The 15,658-nt window shown below is 53.4% G+C and carries 14 protein-coding genes and 1 riboswitch; of the genes, 11 read left to right on the top strand and 3 right to left on the bottom strand.

Going from position 1 to position 15,658, the window contains the following annotated elements:
* Positions 1-3 precede the first annotated feature (3 nt).
* The 5 genes from HRQ63_RS08520 (at position 4) to HRQ63_RS08500 (ending at position 5,008) form a co-directional block, all read left to right on the top strand.
* A complete protein-coding gene (locus HRQ63_RS08520; RefSeq protein WP_172241925.1) occupies positions 4-381 on the top strand; it encodes an arsenate reductase family protein in 378 nt (125 codons plus the stop codon).
* Positions 378-1,310 (top strand): 5'-3' exonuclease, encoded by a 933-nt coding sequence (locus tag HRQ63_RS08515; protein ID WP_229714282.1) that lies wholly within the window; start codon positions 378-380, stop codon positions 1,308-1,310. The genes HRQ63_RS08520 and HRQ63_RS08515 overlap by 4 nt, the downstream gene beginning before the upstream one ends.
* Positions 1,311-1,895: 585 nt before the next feature.
* Positions 1,896-3,005, top strand: coding sequence for a phosphodiester glycosidase family protein (locus HRQ63_RS08510; RefSeq protein ID WP_172241922.1), 1,110 nt, complete (start codon positions 1,896-1,898; stop codon positions 3,003-3,005).
* 43 nt (positions 3,006-3,048) lie between these two features.
* Entirely contained in the window at positions 3,049-3,708 is a 660-nt protein-coding gene (locus tag HRQ63_RS08505) for an MOSC domain-containing protein (protein ID WP_172241919.1), read from the top strand.
* A gap of 169 nt (positions 3,709-3,877) precedes the next feature.
* A complete protein-coding gene (locus HRQ63_RS08500; RefSeq protein WP_172241916.1) occupies positions 3,878-5,008 on the top strand; it encodes an HRDC domain-containing protein in 1,131 nt (376 codons plus the stop codon).
* A 110-nt stretch (positions 5,009-5,118) separates the two neighbouring features.
* Here the strand turns inward: HRQ63_RS08500 and corA are convergent, their stop codons facing one another.
* Positions 5,119-6,060: a magnesium/cobalt transporter CorA gene (gene corA / locus HRQ63_RS08495; RefSeq protein ID WP_172241913.1), complete on the bottom strand. Its 942-nt coding sequence runs from the start codon at positions 6,058-6,060 to the stop codon at positions 5,119-5,121.
* Between the two features lie 418 nt (positions 6,061-6,478).
* On the opposite strand from corA, the gene HRQ63_RS08490 reads away from it, so the two are divergent.
* The 6 genes from HRQ63_RS08490 (at position 6,479) to mqnC (ending at position 13,533) form a co-directional block, all read left to right on the top strand.
* On the top strand, positions 6,479-6,832 hold the full coding sequence (locus tag HRQ63_RS08490; protein WP_172241910.1) for a hypothetical protein: 354 nt from the start codon (positions 6,479-6,481) through the stop codon (positions 6,830-6,832).
* 352 nt (positions 6,833-7,184) lie between these two features.
* Positions 7,185-7,291: riboswitch (SAM riboswitch) on the top strand.
* A gap of 638 nt (positions 7,292-7,929) precedes the next feature.
* Positions 7,930-8,883 carry a homoserine O-acetyltransferase MetA gene (gene metA / locus HRQ63_RS08485; RefSeq protein ID WP_172241907.1) on the top strand — a complete coding sequence of 318 codons (954 nt, stop codon included), beginning with the start codon at positions 7,930-7,932 and terminating at the stop codon, positions 8,881-8,883.
* 319 nt (positions 8,884-9,202) lie between these two features.
* Complete coding sequence (locus HRQ63_RS08480; protein WP_172241904.1) at positions 9,203-10,387, top strand: aminotransferase class I/II-fold pyridoxal phosphate-dependent enzyme; 1,185 nt, start codon at positions 9,203-9,205, stop codon at positions 10,385-10,387.
* 1 nt (position 10,388) lies between these two features.
* On the top strand, positions 10,389-11,666 hold the full coding sequence (locus tag HRQ63_RS08475) for a trans-sulfuration enzyme family protein (protein ID WP_229714281.1): 1,278 nt from the start codon (positions 10,389-10,391) through the stop codon (positions 11,664-11,666).
* Positions 11,667-11,751: 85 nt separating this feature from the next.
* Positions 11,752-12,114, top strand: a complete 363-nt coding sequence (locus HRQ63_RS08470; RefSeq protein ID WP_172241901.1) for a DUF1304 domain-containing protein — start codon at positions 11,752-11,754, stop codon at positions 12,112-12,114.
* A 282-nt stretch (positions 12,115-12,396) separates the two neighbouring features.
* On the top strand, positions 12,397-13,533 hold the full coding sequence (gene mqnC / locus HRQ63_RS08465) for a cyclic dehypoxanthinyl futalosine synthase (RefSeq protein WP_172241898.1): 1,137 nt from the start codon (positions 12,397-12,399) through the stop codon (positions 13,531-13,533).
* A gap of 81 nt (positions 13,534-13,614) precedes the next feature.
* On the opposite strand, the gene HRQ63_RS08460 is transcribed toward mqnC, so the two are convergent.
* A complete protein-coding gene (locus HRQ63_RS08460; protein ID WP_172241895.1) occupies positions 13,615-14,640 on the bottom strand; it encodes a FecCD family ABC transporter permease in 1,026 nt (341 codons plus the stop codon).
* Positions 14,637-15,656, bottom strand: a complete 1,020-nt coding sequence (locus HRQ63_RS08455; RefSeq protein ID WP_172241892.1) for a FecCD family ABC transporter permease — start codon at positions 15,654-15,656, stop codon at positions 14,637-14,639. Before HRQ63_RS08455 ends, HRQ63_RS08460 begins: the two co-directional genes overlap by 4 nt.
* Positions 15,657-15,658: the final 2 nt, after the last annotated feature.

The raw sequence follows: 15,658 nt of genomic DNA, 5'->3' as shown, positions 1-15,658 counted from the left end.
CCGATGACCCGACTAAAAGTGTACCACTACGCCAAATGCAGCACTTGTCGCAACGCGATCAAATGGCTGAAAAACGAAGGACATGAGCTGGAGTTGATTCCGATCAACGAGCAGCCTCCCGCCAAGGATGAAATGCTGGACCTGATCGCGAAAAGCGGTCTGGAATCCAAAAAGTTTTTCAACGTCAGCGGAGAAGTCTACAAGACGCTCGGACTCAAGGATAAGCTGGCCGACCTGAACGAAGAGGAACGCGCGGAACTGCTGGCTTCGAACGGCATGCTGATCAAGCGACCGGTCGTGACGGACGGCACGAATGTTACGGTCGGATTCAAACCTGAACAGTATGAACAAAACTGGAGCAAAGGGGAGACCGGTCAATGAGCGAACATAACGGGATCGAAGCGCTTCCGGAAAACGTGATGGCACGCAAACCTACGTTGATGCTGGTCGACGGCATGGCGCTGCTGTTCCGCGCTTATTACGCGACAGCGCTCAAAGGTTATATTCGCCGTACGACGACGGGCGTGCCGACCAACGGCATTTACGGCTTCGTTCGGTATATGTGGGACGCCGTTCAGCAATTCGACCCGACGCATATCGCGTGCTGCTGGGATATGGGCGGCCGCACGTTCCGTACCGAGCAGTTCGAATCGTATAAAGGCAACCGCTCCGCCGCTCCCGACGACCTGATTCCGCAGTTCGATCTGGTCAAAGAAGTCGTCGAAGCGATGGATATCCCTAACATCGGCGTGCCCGGCTACGAAGCGGACGACTGCATCGGTACCATCGCCAAACGCTGCGCCCGCGAGCAAAACATGGACGTACAGATCCTGTCCGGCGACAACGACCTGCTTCAGCTGACCGACGAACGGATCAAGGTCATCATCATGAAAAAAGGCTACGGCAACTACCAAGTCTACACGCCTGAGTTTTTGATGGAGGAAAAAGGCTTGAAGCCTTCGCAGATCATCGATATGAAAGGCTTGATGGGCGACGCCAGCGACAATTATCCGGGCGTCAAAGGAATCGGGGAAAAGACGGCGATCAAGCTGGTGCAAGAGTTCGACGATATCGACGGCATTCTTGCCAATCTCGACAAGCTGACCAACTCCGTTCGCACCAAGATCGAAAACGACTTGGATATGCTGCATATGTCCCGCAAACTCGCCGAAATCCATTGCGAGGTTCCGGTGGAATGCCCGATCGATCCGTGCGAGTTCAAGCTGGACGACGCGAAGGTGGCCGCGAAGTTCGAGGAACTCGAGATGAGCAGCCTAACGAAGATGCTGGGCGCTGACGTGTTCGGCTGACCGCTTTGGGTGCTTGTGCTTGGGAGACGCTGCGGGTGGGAGGGGACTCGATCGCCGCTAAAATCCGATTCCCCCTGATTGGAGTAAGACATGGCTGGTAGTAGGGAATCGGATTTTAGATGCGAGCGCTCCGCTTCTTCGTCTCCCTCCCACCCTCCGCTCCTGCGCACGCACGCGATCAACCGAAAAGGCTCGACCTCTTCCTTATTGGGGAAGAGGGGGAAAGGGCAAAGCGAATGCCCATAGATCAATGGGCATCGCTCCACAAGATGTACCTGCAGAGTCCCAAAAAGCGCAGCACAGCTGCCTAAGCCAAAAACCGGGCGGAAGCGTGCGACAAGAAATTCCTTGTCGCACGCTTCCGCCTTTTACCTACCCTAACAGCAAAAAATACTCGCTTTTTTTGCTGTTAGGGAAAGGCGTTTCCGCTTTAAGTGGCGGAAATGTGCGCAGGCCCTTTCCCCCGCAGCGTCACCCCGGCGCAAATTTCCTGCCGCCGAGAAGCAGGAAATCGCCTCCTCCATCGCCAATTAAAGAGAGTAGGCAAGCAAAAATCAATAAAGAGTTAAGGGGAGAAGATTCGTGATGAAAAGCAAGAAATGGGGAACGATGCTGCTGGCGGGGGTGCTGGCGGTAACGGGAGTGTTCGGTCTGATGGGGGATCAGAAGGCCGAAGCGGCAGCGTCGATTACGACGGCGGTGCGCAAAGTGTCCGTGTCGGGGCGCACGTACAGCGTACAGACGGTCACGATTCCGAAAGGTACGAAAGCAGCACTGGGCTTGGCCCAAGGACAAGTCGGCCAAACGCAAAGCTTTGCTTCGATCATCAAAAACAGCAATGCGACGGCGGCGATTAACGGAGCTTTTTTCAACTCGTACGGAGGTCCGGCCGATCCTTACGGGACATTGATCTCGAAAGGACAAATCGTGCATACCGGTTATTACGGCACGAGCATCGGATTCAAAAAGGACGGTACGGCGCTTATGGATTCGCTTCGCGCGAATATCCGAGGCACCGTAAGCAGCAAACCGGACAAAGCCGGCAAAAGCAAAACGCTCGGCTGGTATGCGACTTTCGTGAACCGGACGCCGGAAGCAAGGCAAAACGTCGTCTTGATGTATAATACCGCGCGCGGCAGCAACGTCGGATTCAGCGGCGGGATCGCGGTAACGGTACGCAAAGGCAAAGTCGTCAAAAAAGGCGCAAATACCAACACAGCGATTCCGTCCGACGGCTATGTGCTGGTTTATCACGGATCGGAGAAAGATAACGCCGGACGTTTTGAAGTCGGGTCAACAGTCGATATGGAGATCACGTACACGGATGCCGCAGGCAAAACGATTGCGTGGGAGGATGTCGTAACGGCTGTCGGAGCAGGTCCGCGTTTGGTTAAAGACAGCAAAGTATCGCTCGATGCAAAAGGAGAAGGCTTCAACGATCCGAAGATTCTGACCGCCTCCGGCGCCCGCAGCGGAATCGCGATCATGCCCGACGGTTCGGTGATGCTGGCGACGGTAAGCGGCGCGACCATGGGACAGTGGGCGCAGGTCATGCAGAAGCTCGGCGCGAAGCAGGCAATGAATCTGGACGGCGGCGCATCGTCGGCACTGTACGCCAACGGGCGTACGCTGACCGGTGCGGGACGGCAGCTAAGCAACACGTTGGTGTTCGGGCAGTGGGTAGCCATGCAATAAGATCCATGCCATAATGAATCTCAGAATAAAGGAGGCGGACGGAATGAAAGACGTGCGGATTGCCGCAGTGAATGTCGGATTGCCCAAGGCGGTGCCGAACGGCAAAAAGGAAGTCGAGACCGGTATTTTCAAGCATCCGGTAGACGGGGCCGTGTACTTGAGCAAATTGGGCTTTGCAGGCGACGGACAGGCTGATTTGAAAAATCACGGCGGCGCGGATAAAGCGGCATGCGTTTATTCGACGGATCGCTTTCCTTTCTGGGAGAACGGCGTGCTGCCGAAGCTCGGCCCCGGTGCTTTTGGCGAAAATCTGTCGATCGAAGGCGGAGCCGAAGAAGATTTCTGCATCGGCGACACGTTTGCGATCGGCGAAGCCGTGGTGCAGTTGAGCCAGCCGCGGCAACCGTGCTTCAAGCTGTCGGTACGCTACGGCGTCCTGGAGCTGCCTGCGCAGGTGCAGGACACGGGCTACAGCGGTTTTTACTTCCGGGTGTTAAAAGAAGGTGCGGTTCAGGCGGGGGATCAAGTTGAGCTGCTGGAGCGTCACCCGGCAGGGATGACCGTCATGCGTGCCAACGAAATCAAGTATAAGCTGAAAGACGACGCGGAAGCGATTCGCAGTCTGCTGGCCATCGAAGAGCTGGCCGACGGCTGGCGAGGTTCTTTGGTAAAAAGGCTGGCCGCTTTGGAAGCTGAACTCTGAGAGCATGCGCATGCGCGAAGCAACTTAGCTTGACGACCCTTCCATATAAAGGGTATGATAAGCCTAACAGCATACAAGCGCGGAGGAAGCACCTCTCTTACATATCCATGTAGGAGGGGTGTTTTTTTGCGTTTCGGCTGAAAAATTCGCGAAAAGGCGGGGGATTGAGATGGGAATCGTTTTTTTAAACCGAATGGAAATCGAACGGGAACACGAAGTCGGCGGCGCGCAGGTGTGGATCGAAGAAGAAGGCGGATTGTGGACATGCGGTTGGCATGAAGAAGCCGGCGGCAATCGGGAACAGTCGGAGCGCGAAATCTGGTACGAAGGCGATATGTGGAACGAGATGCTTGCCGTATACCGGCACAAGCTTGCGGCCAAATTGTCCGAAGGGTATCGCCCGATCATTCGAGACACGTTTCAGGAATTCCTCGAATCCGGTCAGCGCGGCCGCTATACGCAGAAGCTGATCTGCTACAGCGAACTGCGCGCCGACGAAGAGTTGTATGCACGATTGTCTGCCTGGCGCCGGGTGAAAGCGACGGAAGAACATCGCGCGCCTTATCTGATCGCGACCAACCGCGCGCTGCGTTTGATCGGTACCTTTTTGCCGCAGACGCTCGAAGAACTTCGGGAACTGCCGGGAATCGGCGAAAGCACGGTGAACCGTTACGGCGAAGATATCCTTGAGCATACGCGGCCGATCGAGCGCAAGCATTCGTTCCCGTTGGATTGGGTAGAGCATCGTCTCGACGAAGAAGAATTCGAAGCATGGACGTACAAAAGCAAAGAACGCAAATTCAAACGCGAAGCGGAGCGAGTGCGGGCAACCCGTCTTTTGCTTGAATCGACGCGTTCCGGCAGCACCTGCGTTTCGCTGGCCCAGATCAGCCAGGAAAGCGGGTTGGAGCGGCGCGAGTTGGTCGAAATGATGGAGTCGCTGGAAAAGAACGGCTATTCGCTCGAAGCGGTCATCGAACACGAAATCCAGTTGGTTCCGCAAGAGCAGCAATTGGCGGTCAAAGAGGCCTACGCGGAACTGGGCGACTCGTTCCTCAAACCTGTTTTGAAAAAGGTTTACGGAGAAGAACCGCCGAGCGAGCCGGGACAGGACATTTTATACGAACAACTGCGGCTGCTGCGTATCCGATACCGTCGGGAAGTCCAGCGAACAACGGAATCTGCTTCCACGCACGCCGCGGAAAACGGTAGCAAGGCCGATGCGTCGTCGCCGCAGGTTGTTATCGCGCCTGCTGCGGTCAAACGTTCCAAGACCCAACGCGCAACCGGATCGGACTGAACGCGCAAACGGTACGAATCAACCTCGACGCCAGCCAAAGAAAAGACCGTTTCGGACTCCCGGCAGAGGAAGATCGAAACGGTCTTTTGCCGTCCGTGAAAGGAAACCCGTCACAGCCAGCCTTTTTTGCGGAACAACAGATACATCGTCAAGCCCAGCACAATCATCAGACCGATGACCATCGGGTAGCCATAAGTCCAGTGCAGCTCCGGCATATGGTCGAAGTTCATCCCGTAGATGCCCGTCACCACGGTAAGCGGCATGAAGATCGTCGTAATCACGGTAAACACCTTCATGATTTCGTTCGCGCGGTTCGAGATACTGGACTGATAGGCTTCTCGCAAGTTGCCCATCAGATCGCGGTACGTATCGAAAGCTTCGGAGACTTTAACAGTATTTTCGTAGATGTCGCTGAAGTATTTTTGCAGTTCGTCGTCGATCAAGCGCAGGTCTTTCTTGTTCAAGATGTTGATCACCTCGCGCTGCGGAACCAGTACTTTTTTCAACCAGAGAATTTCCGCCCGCAGACCGATGATATCGTTCAGATGCGTACGTTTGGTGTTCATCAAAATATCTTCTTCGAGCTGTTCGATCTGGTCTTCGATCCGGTCGCCGACCGCGAAGAAGTTGTCGACCACGCGGTCGATCAGCAGATACATGAAGCGGTCGGGCGTATTGACTTCCTCTTCCCACATGATCGGCTTGACCGTGCGCAGTTCGTGGATTTTTTGCCGGGTGACGGTAATGACAAAATGCCGACCCAGGAAAATGTTGAGCGCGCGCATAAAGATTTCTTCATTATCGAAGCGGATGCTGTTCACGACGGTGAAATAGTGATTTTCGTAAATTTCGATCTTCGGCCGTTGTTCTTCCTCGCCGAGCATATCTTCCACTGCCAGATCATGCATACCGAACGTGACTTGGAGCAAGGTAATATCGTCAAGGTCGGCATCGATCCAGTAAAAGCCTTCCTCGGGTGCGTTTAAAGTTTCAGCGAGATTTTCATTTTCAATCAGCGTAAATACGCCGTTTCTTACATGCCGGATTTTCATGCCGTTCACTCCTTCGAAATGGGACATCGGTCGTCCATGAATAGTCTCGAATTTGCGGGAGAACGCAGGAAAAAACAGGCCGGCGCCAAGAAGCGTGCGTCGTCCCGACACGGCTGAAGCAATCAGTCGCCAGGAAGGCCTCTGTCAGCGAATGTCCAGAAGTGGAGGCAGTGCGCCGGTTGGCCGTTTTTTCTGCTGTTGAACTAGAGTCTGCGTTCTCTTACGCTTGGGCCTCGGGTCGCCGTCCATCTGAAATTCACCTCTTGCTTTCAAAATTGTTTTCATAAAACCCTCGTTAAGTATACCTTGCCCCCTGAGGGCTTTCAAGGCTTTGTTTGTGAAGGTTTATGCTTACACTATCGGCTTCAAGAACGTTAAAATGTAGAAAAAGATCGAGGGCGGAAAGGAAGCGGCAAGCATGGCAATCCAAGCAGCGAAGATCATCCGTGAAACCTTGGAATTACAGGGATTCGAATTAAGCGGGACGTGGCCCAGATGGTGCTTGCGGCGCGAGATCGACGGCTTTATGGAAAAGGTAGAATTATTGACGGAAGCGACTCAAAAAGACGGAAGCGACGTTCGGCGAATGAATGTCAATTTTGCCCTGCGCCGACCTCATTCGGAAGTGGATCTCTGGATGAATCGACCTTATGAAGAATGGTTTGATTATGATTGCGAAGAAACATTGCGGGCAGAACTGCACAGCTGCATGTCCAGAATTCAGAGCGAAGTTTTGCCTTGGATGAAAAGGATGCGTGAAGGTCGGCAGTAAGTCTTTACAACTACGTCAATTCGAAAACGGCCCTGAAACCATTCAACTGAGCATAGGCCCTCATGATTCAGCGTTTAAACTTCATGAATCGAACTTTGTATTGCCTATCGAAAAAATAACAGAGCCCGTCAGCTATACCGAAAAGCCCGAATGTGCGAGCATACGGGCTTTTTGTGCATACCCCGGTATCTTTATTCACGAATGTGTGCAAAAAAATGGTTAATTCCTGTATAAGCTGCTTCTTGCCTGAATACTGATTTCGTGTATAATTGATCTAAAGTTCTTCCGGCGCAAGCTGGAATCCAACAATTGAATACTTCCTCCGGCGTTCGCGCGCCGGTCGAAAAGTGGAATCTTATCAAGAGCAGGTGGAGGGACTAGCCCGATGAAACCCGGCAACCGGCGACTTCGTCGTACGGTGCTAATTCTTGCAGTTACCATGCGATCCGATGACGAGGCACGAGTCATACAGTGTCTATCATCATGGAAGCAACCATGCGATCCAAGGCGAGGCACGAGCCGTTAAGAGTCATTCTCATGGGCGTCATTAAGGTTGTCAGAGTGCGATCCGAGGCAAGCGACCAGCGGGCCGACAGCATTTATCGTCACGACAACGTAACGCTCATGTCCGACTTTGCGAATAACGCTCAAACTTTCTCGTCATGGAAGCAACCATGCGATCCAAGGTGAGGCACAAGCCGTTCAACGCCTGTCGTATAGGTCAACGTTTATCCGTGTATCCCAGTGAAGTCCGAGTTCGACGTCGTTATGCGCCGATCGGAGTTCCCGTCACAGAAACGTTGCGCCCGTGCCCGACTTGCCGTTAGACGCTCGTACCCAATCTTTGGAGAAATCGCGCAGCCGAACGAAATCATGCTTCCGTTCGCGCAATGCGCCTTTTCCGTTCGCAACGTATGGTAACTGACAGATGAGAGAGGCGCTAGCTTTCTATAGACCTTTCTCGGCTTGCCCGGAAAAGGTCTTTTTTGTACCCATTTGTACATTCGAAAGGTGCTTCGGCTGCCGAATGCCTGATAGATCGACGCTCAAATTCAAGGTTCGAGAAAGTCCAAAAAACAAAAAGGAGTGAATGGTAGATGCCGATTAAAGTACCTGATAATTTGCCGGCTATGGAAGTACTGTTGAAGGAGAACATCTTCGTCATGGACGAGAGCCGAGCGTACAGCCAGGATATCCGTCCGCTGCGCATCGCGATTTTAAATTTAATGCCGACCAAAGAAACAACCGAAACGCAGCTACTGCGCTTGATCGGCAACACGCCGCTCCAAGTCGACGTTGCACTACTCTACCCAAGCTCTCACACATCCAAAAACACATCGGAAGAATACCTGAATACCTTTTACAAAACATTCGACGAGATCAAACACCTGCGCTTCGACGGCATGATCATTACCGGCGCGCCGGTCGAACAGCTTGAATTCGAACAAGTCAGCTATTGGGAAGAAATTCGTCAGATTTTTGAATGGACGAAAAAGAACGTGACTTCGACCATGCATATCTGTTGGGCTTCGCAGGCGGGACTGTATCACCATTTCGGCGTGAGCAAAATTCCGTTGGCCGAAAAATGTTTCGGCGTATTTCCGCATACGATGAATAAAACCAATGTGCAGCTCCTGCGCGGATTCGACGAATCCTTCTACGTGCCGCATTCCCGTCATACCGACGTGCAGCGCGAAGACATTCTGCGCAGCGAGGAATTGGAAATCCTGGCCGAATCCGAAGAAGCCGGCGTCTACCTCGTCGCAACCAAAGACGGCAAACAAATCTTCGCCACGGGCCATTCCGAATACGACCCGCTCTCGCTCAAATGGGAATACGACCGCGACGTCGCCAAAGGCCTTGACGTCGCCGTTCCCAAAAATTATTTCCCGGGTGATGACCCGACCAAAAAGCCGTTATCCTCATGGAGAGCCCACGCCAACCTGTTGTTCTCCAACTGGCTAAACTACTATGTCTACCAAGAAACGCCTTTCGACCAGGTCGACCAATCCAAAGAAGCCGAATTCAGCGACTACGGCGCAGGCATTTAAAAAAATCTTTTAACTCTTTTTGCTTACATCCCATCCCGCCGAAGTCCGTCTGTCAAGAAGTTCCTAGTCGAAGCAAAGCGATAACGTGGCGGAGGGAGAAATTCAGTGAAATATAGGTTTTCGAAGAGAACCTACGGTAACATGCATTGAGATGTTGGCCTTTGAACTTAGAAAGTTTCCTTATAAAAATTCCAATCAGCTTTCTAAGTGAGACAGCGACTCGAACGAATTTCTCCCGCAGCCCCCAGCGAAGCAATGCGAATAGGAACTTCAAGACAGCCCGACCCAGGCGTCTCACCCACCCTTAGGAGGAATGAACATGAAGGACGACAGACAGCTCAAAATCGAAAGCGCATTGGCCCAGATCGGTTCCCTTGAAGATCCGCAGACAGGCGGGGTCACTTTCCCGATTTATCATTCGACCGCTTATCGCCACCCGGGGCTGGGCCGCAGCACGGGCTTTGACTATACGCGCACCAAGAACCCGACCCGCGCCGTGCTGGAAGAAGCATCGGCGAATCTTGAATCCGGCGACGCCGGCTTTGCATGCAGCTCGGGCATGGCCGCACTGCAAACGATCTTTGCTCTGTTCAGCCAAGGCGACCATCTGATCGTATCGCTGGATCTGTACGGCGGAACATATCGTCTGCTTGAACGGATTCTGTCCAGATTCGGCATCACCGCTTCTTACGTCGATACGAATGATCTCGAAGGCATCGAAAAACTGCGCACGCCGAATACCAAAGCCGTATTTATCGAGACGCCGACCAATCCGTTGATGATGGTAACCGACATCAAAGCCGTAGCCGACTGGGCCAAGCCGCACGGTATTTTGACGATTGTCGACAATACGCTGCTCACGCCGTTCTTCCAACGTCCGATCGAGCTTGGCGCCGATATTATCGTGCACAGCGCAACCAAATACCTGGGCGGTCATAACGACGTTCTTGCGGGCTTGATCGTGACTAAAGGAAAAGAATTGTCCGAAGAAATGTTCTTCCTGCATAATTCGATCGGCGCGGTACTCAGTCCGAGCGACTCTTACCAATTAATGCGCGGAATGAAAACGCTGGCGCTTCGGATGGAACGCCACGAGAGCAACTCGCTTGCGATGGCCCGTTTCCTGCAAACCCATCCCCAGATCGAAACGGTGTATCACCCGGGCCTGCCGGAGCATCCGGGACATGAAGTTCAAAATAGCCAGTCTAGCGGAAATACGGGCATTTTCTCCTTCAAAGTCAAAGACGCGCGTTGGATTGAACATATCCTGAGCAACATCAAGCTGGTCGCTTTCGCGGAAAGTCTGGGAGGCGTCGAGTCGCTGATGACGTATCCGTCGATCCAAACGCATGCCGATATTCCGCAGGAAATCCGCGATGCCATCGGCGTGGACGACAAATTGCTGCGATTCTCGGTCGGTATTGAGCATATCGACGATCTGATCGCCGATATCGACGGTGCATTGAAAGCCGCATTGCGCGAGACGGAAGGAGTAGAGGCTTAGTATGAGTAACGAAAACCGCGAAGAAAGTTTGAAAACAGGAACGGAAAAAACAGCTCAACCGCAAGGACGCACGCCGGAGCAGGCCGAGCACGCGCCTTCTCAGCTCCAAACGCCCGAAGAAGCGGCTGAAGCACTCAAAGACTGTCATTTCGATACCAAGCTGATTCATTTCGGCGCCGAAATCGATCCGACCACGGGAGCTTCCAGCGTACCGATCTATCAGGCATCCACGTTCCACCATTTCGATATTTATGATCCGCCGCAATATGATTACAGCCGTTCGGGCAGCCCGACGCGTCAAGCGCTCGAAGATTATATCTCGCTGCTCGAAGGCGGCGCAGGCGGTTACGCATTTGCATCCGGCATGGCAGCAATTTCTGCGGCATTAATGATCTTCTCGGCGGGCGACCACTTGATCGTAACCGAGGACGTCTATGGCGGAACGTATCGCCTGCTGACGACGATCTTGAGCCGGATGAATATCGAGACGACGTTCGTCGACATGACCGATCTTGAGCAAGTCAAAGCCGCGCTGCGTCCGAATACCAAAGGGGTGTTCATGGAAACTCCATCCAACCCCACGCTCAAGATTACCGATCTCGGCGCGGTGACGGCTTGGGCCAAAGAGCATGATCTGCTGACGCTGGTCGACAACACGTTCATGACGCCTTATTACCAGCGTCCGATCGAACAAGGCGTCGATATCATTCTGCACAGCGCGACCAAGTTCCTCGGCGGACACAGCGACGTATTGGCGGGACTTGCGGTTGCACGGACTCCTGAATTGGCTGTGCAGCTGAAAAAACTGCAAAACGGTCTGGGAACGGTGTTGGGACCGCAGGATAGTTGGCTGTTGATCCGGGGCATGAAGACGCTCGGCGCACGGATGGAACGAAGCGAAGCGAGCGCGCGCAAACTGGCGAAATGGTTGTCGGAAAGAGACGATATTGCCTCGGTCTACTACCCGGGGTTATCGGATCATCCGGGGCGTGAAATTCATGAAAAGCAATCCGCGGGTTACGGCGCGGTCGTATCGTTCGACGTAGGGTCGGAAGAGCGCGCCAAGCGCCTGCTCAATAAAGTGAAGCTGCCGCTGGTCGCGGTCAGCCTCGGTGCTGTAGAGAGCATTCTGTCTTATCCGCCGATGATGTCGCACGCGGCAATGCCGCGCGAAGTTCGTTTGGAACGGGGAATCGGAGACGGTTTGCTGCGCTTCTCGGTCGGCTTGGAGAACATTGATGACCTGATTGCCGATTTGGAACAAGCTTTGATTGACTGACTTTGTTCGGATAAAGGGAGTAAGCTGTTTTTTCTGCTAAAATAGAGAACGCAGATACATACCTTGAACGAAAAGAGGGAAATCGATGGAATGGGTAGCGAACATACTCGTTGCTTTTATTGCGCTTCTGCATGTGTATATCCTGGTATTGGAGATGTTCATGTGGAATAAGCCTCGCGGCATGAAAGCCTTCGGATTGGAGCAGAAATTTGCGGACATGACCGTATCGCTTGCGGGCAATCAAGGCTTGTATAACGGTTTTCTCGCAGCCGGATTGATCTTTGGTTTGGTCTATCCGAATGCGGAGGCGGCGTCGCATATTCAAATCTTCTTCCTGGCTTGCGTCATGGTCGCGGGGATTTACGGCGCAGCGACAGCCAAGGTTAAGATTCTGTTTATTCAGACTGTTCCGGCGTTGATCGCACTGATTGCGGTACTGCTTGCTTAGAATGATCGGCTTAAATAGAAGATAAACGGCATCATCACGTAAAATCGGCTCGCTCAGGCTTGTCTCATCCTATTTGAGGCAAGTTGTCGACGAGTCGATTTTTCTTTTTGCAAGTCTGGTAACGTTCACAAATATTTAAATCTTGTGTGAAGTGTGATAGGATTAATTGTATTGCAGTACCCTTTATAATTTTAACTTTTTAAAATAGAGATTTTGCAGTACAGCCTGAACGGATTCGACCAACTTTATTTGAACTTATTTTCACAAAGGAGGCTGCATGCAATGAGTGCGGTTGATGCAATATTGGAGAAAGCTTTAAACGGGGGACGTTTGAGCGTGGAAGACGCGATCGCCCTGTATGAATCGGATGACGTCGAGAAGCTGGGCCGGGTCGCGAACGAATTGATGATTCGCAAAAATCCCGAGCCGATCACGACTTTCGTTATCGGACGCAACGTCAACTACACGAATGTGTGCGACGTGTTCTGTCGTTTCTGCGCGTTCTATCGCCGTCCGGGTTCGGCGGAAGGCTACGTATTGTCCGATGAAGTGATTTTGCAAAAGATCCAGGAAACCCAAGATGTCGGAGGCACGGAAATCCTGATGCAGGGCGGAGTCAATCCGGATCTGCCTTTCCAATACTACTTGGATATTCTGCGCAAGATCAAGCAGCATTTCCCGGATATCACGATGCACTCGTTCTCTCCGGCCGAGATCATGAAGATGCAAAAGCTGTCGGGCATGTCGATGGAAGACACGATTCGCGCGATTCACGAAGCCGGTCTCGATTCGCTGCCGGGCGGCGGAGGAGAGATCCTCGACGACCGTACACGACGCAAAATCAGCCGTCTGAAGGGCTCTTGGCGCGATTGGATGGACGTGATGCAGACGGCGCACAAGATCGGCATGAACACGACGGCAACGATGGTCATCGGCTTTGGCGAGACGTATGAAGAGCGTGCGCTGCATATGCTTCGCGTACGCGACGCCCAGGACGAATGCATCCAGAACGGCTATGACTCCGAAGGCTTCCTGGCATTCATTTCCTGGACGTTCCAACCGGATAACACGAATATGAAGGTGGAAAAGCAAACACCGGAGCAATACCTGAAAAACGTGGCGATCAGCCGTATTTTCATCGATAATATCAAGCACTTCCAGTCTTCGTGGGTGACGATGGGGCCGGAAGTCGGCAAAATGTCGCTTCAATACGGCTGCGACGACTTCGGCAGCACGATGATGGAAGAAAACGTCGTCTCCGCCGCGGGTACGACGCACAAAGTCAACATCGAGCAAACGCTGGAAATCATCCGCGCGGCGGGCAAGATCCCGGCACAGCGCGATACCAAATATAATCTGCTCAAAGTTTTCGATGATGAGAATGTCAAAGTACAACGCGACTTCATCATGCAAAACTAGAAGCTTATCGACTCCCATGCAAAAATCCCGATGCTTACCGCATCGGGATTTTTCTTTTTCTTCAAATATGAAGCTTATCGCTTAGCTTGGCTTTTTCAACAGCAGATACAGGAAGTACGGCGCTCCGATGAACGCGACGACAATACCCGCCGCGATTCCGTCGGAGTCTCCCAGGTTTCGGCCGATGGTATCGGCGAGCAGCAGGAGCCAACCGCCCACCAGCACGGAGATCGGCATGAAGCGCTGATGGGCCGGACCGACCAGACCTCTGGCGATATGCGGAGCCATCAGACCGATAAACGCGATCCCGCCTGTCACGGAGACTGCCGAAGCGGCGAGAGCGACAGCGGCGAGCAGCAGCAGGATACGATCTTTTTGCACGGTAACGCCTGCGCCGACCGCCGACGATTCGCCTAACGACAGCAAGTTCAACGCTTTGGACTTGAACAGTGCGTACGGAACCAGCACGACCAGCCACGGAAGAAGAGCGAGAACGAACGGCCAGTCCGTTCCCCAGATATTCCCGGCCAACCAGGTCGAAATGAAGTCCACTTTGACCCGGTCGACAGAGGAGATCAGCACGATCATGATGCCGGACAATGCTGTGGAAAAGCCGACGCCAGTCAGAATCATTTTGAGCGGCTGGACGCCTTCGCCGCGCTTGTAAGCAAACAGATAGATCAAGGTTGCCGTCAGCAGCGCGCTGGCAAAAGCGACAACGGGAAGCAAATACACGAAGGTTCCGACTTCAAGCGGAGCGAACAGGAAAAAGATCGCTACGCCCACGCCCGCGCCGGAGTTGATCCCGACGATACCCGGATCGGCCAGCTCATTGCGGGTGATCCCTTGAAGAATCGAGCCCGACAGAGCCAAAGCCATCCCGGCCAGCAGGGTGATCAAAATACGCGGCAGCCGAATCGAGAACAGGACGAATTCATCCTTGAACGTTCCTTGTCCGAATAATGTCGGCAGTATGCGATCAAACGAGACGGTCGACGAGCCGAGGCCCAAACCGACCACGAAAGTAGCCAGAATCAACAGGATAAGCAGCATGGCGACCCACTGCGGTTTTTGCAATAAAGAGAGTTTTTTGGATACGGGCTTCATGACAGCGACTTTCCTCCTTTGCGTACAATAAACAGGAAGAAGGGCAGTCCCAGTACCGCAACAATGGCCGCAACCGGCGTTTCGAGCGGTGCATTAAGCATCCGACCCAACGTGTCGGCACCGACCATGAACATGGCGCCGAAGATTGCGGAGAGGGGAAGAACCGTCCGATAATCGGTTCCCGTGAAGACGCGGACCAAGTGCGGAATCATCAGCCCGACAAAAGCCAGGTTGCCGACCAACGACACGGCGGCACCTGCAAGCAGCGTAACCACGATGCAGAGCACCAGTTTGATCCAGCCTGTATTCAGTCCTAGGCCGACCGCCGTCGATTCATTCAGGCTCATGATGGTCAGTTGGCGCGAAAGCAGAACAGCTACGAGAATACCGGCCAGAATGATAGGAGCGATGATCATAAGCTGACCCCAGGTCGTGCCGATCAGGCCGCCCGAGGTCCACATGGATACGCTTTTCGAGATTTTGAATTCCAGGCTGATCGCTTCCGCGAGCGCAGTCAGCAGTGCGGATACCGCCGCGCCGGCCAGCACCATGCGCAGCGGCGACAAAGTTTTGCCGCGCAGCGCCAGTATGCCGAATACGAACATCACGCCGACGGCAGCTCCGATAAAGCAGGCGACCATGACGCTGAAGTAACCGGCAGCCGGAAGAAAAGCGAACACTACGGCCAGCGCCGCATTGGCGCCTGCCGTGATGCCGAGCAATCCGGGATCGGCGAGCGGATTACGGGTCAGCCCCTGCATGATCGCACCGGAAACGGCTAACGCGGCACCGACTAGTAACGCGCCGATCTCCCGCGGAAGCCGAAGCTCCCGAATAACCGAAATATCGTCGTTGGATACGCTCGGATTGGTAACAGCCAACCAGATATCCGAGAGGGAAACGCTTTTGGCGCCCATCAGAATCGCGCCGACGAACACGGCCAGAAGCAGGATGATAGAAGCGAGAAGCTTAACGGGAAAGGAACGGAGCACGTTAGGCGAAGCGGATTTTTTCATTC

Source organism: Saccharibacillus endophyticus (assembly GCF_013185185.1).
GTDB lineage: Bacteria > Bacillota > Bacilli > Paenibacillales > Paenibacillaceae > Saccharibacillus > Saccharibacillus endophyticus.
This window is presented reverse-complemented; position numbering and strand designations above follow the sequence as displayed.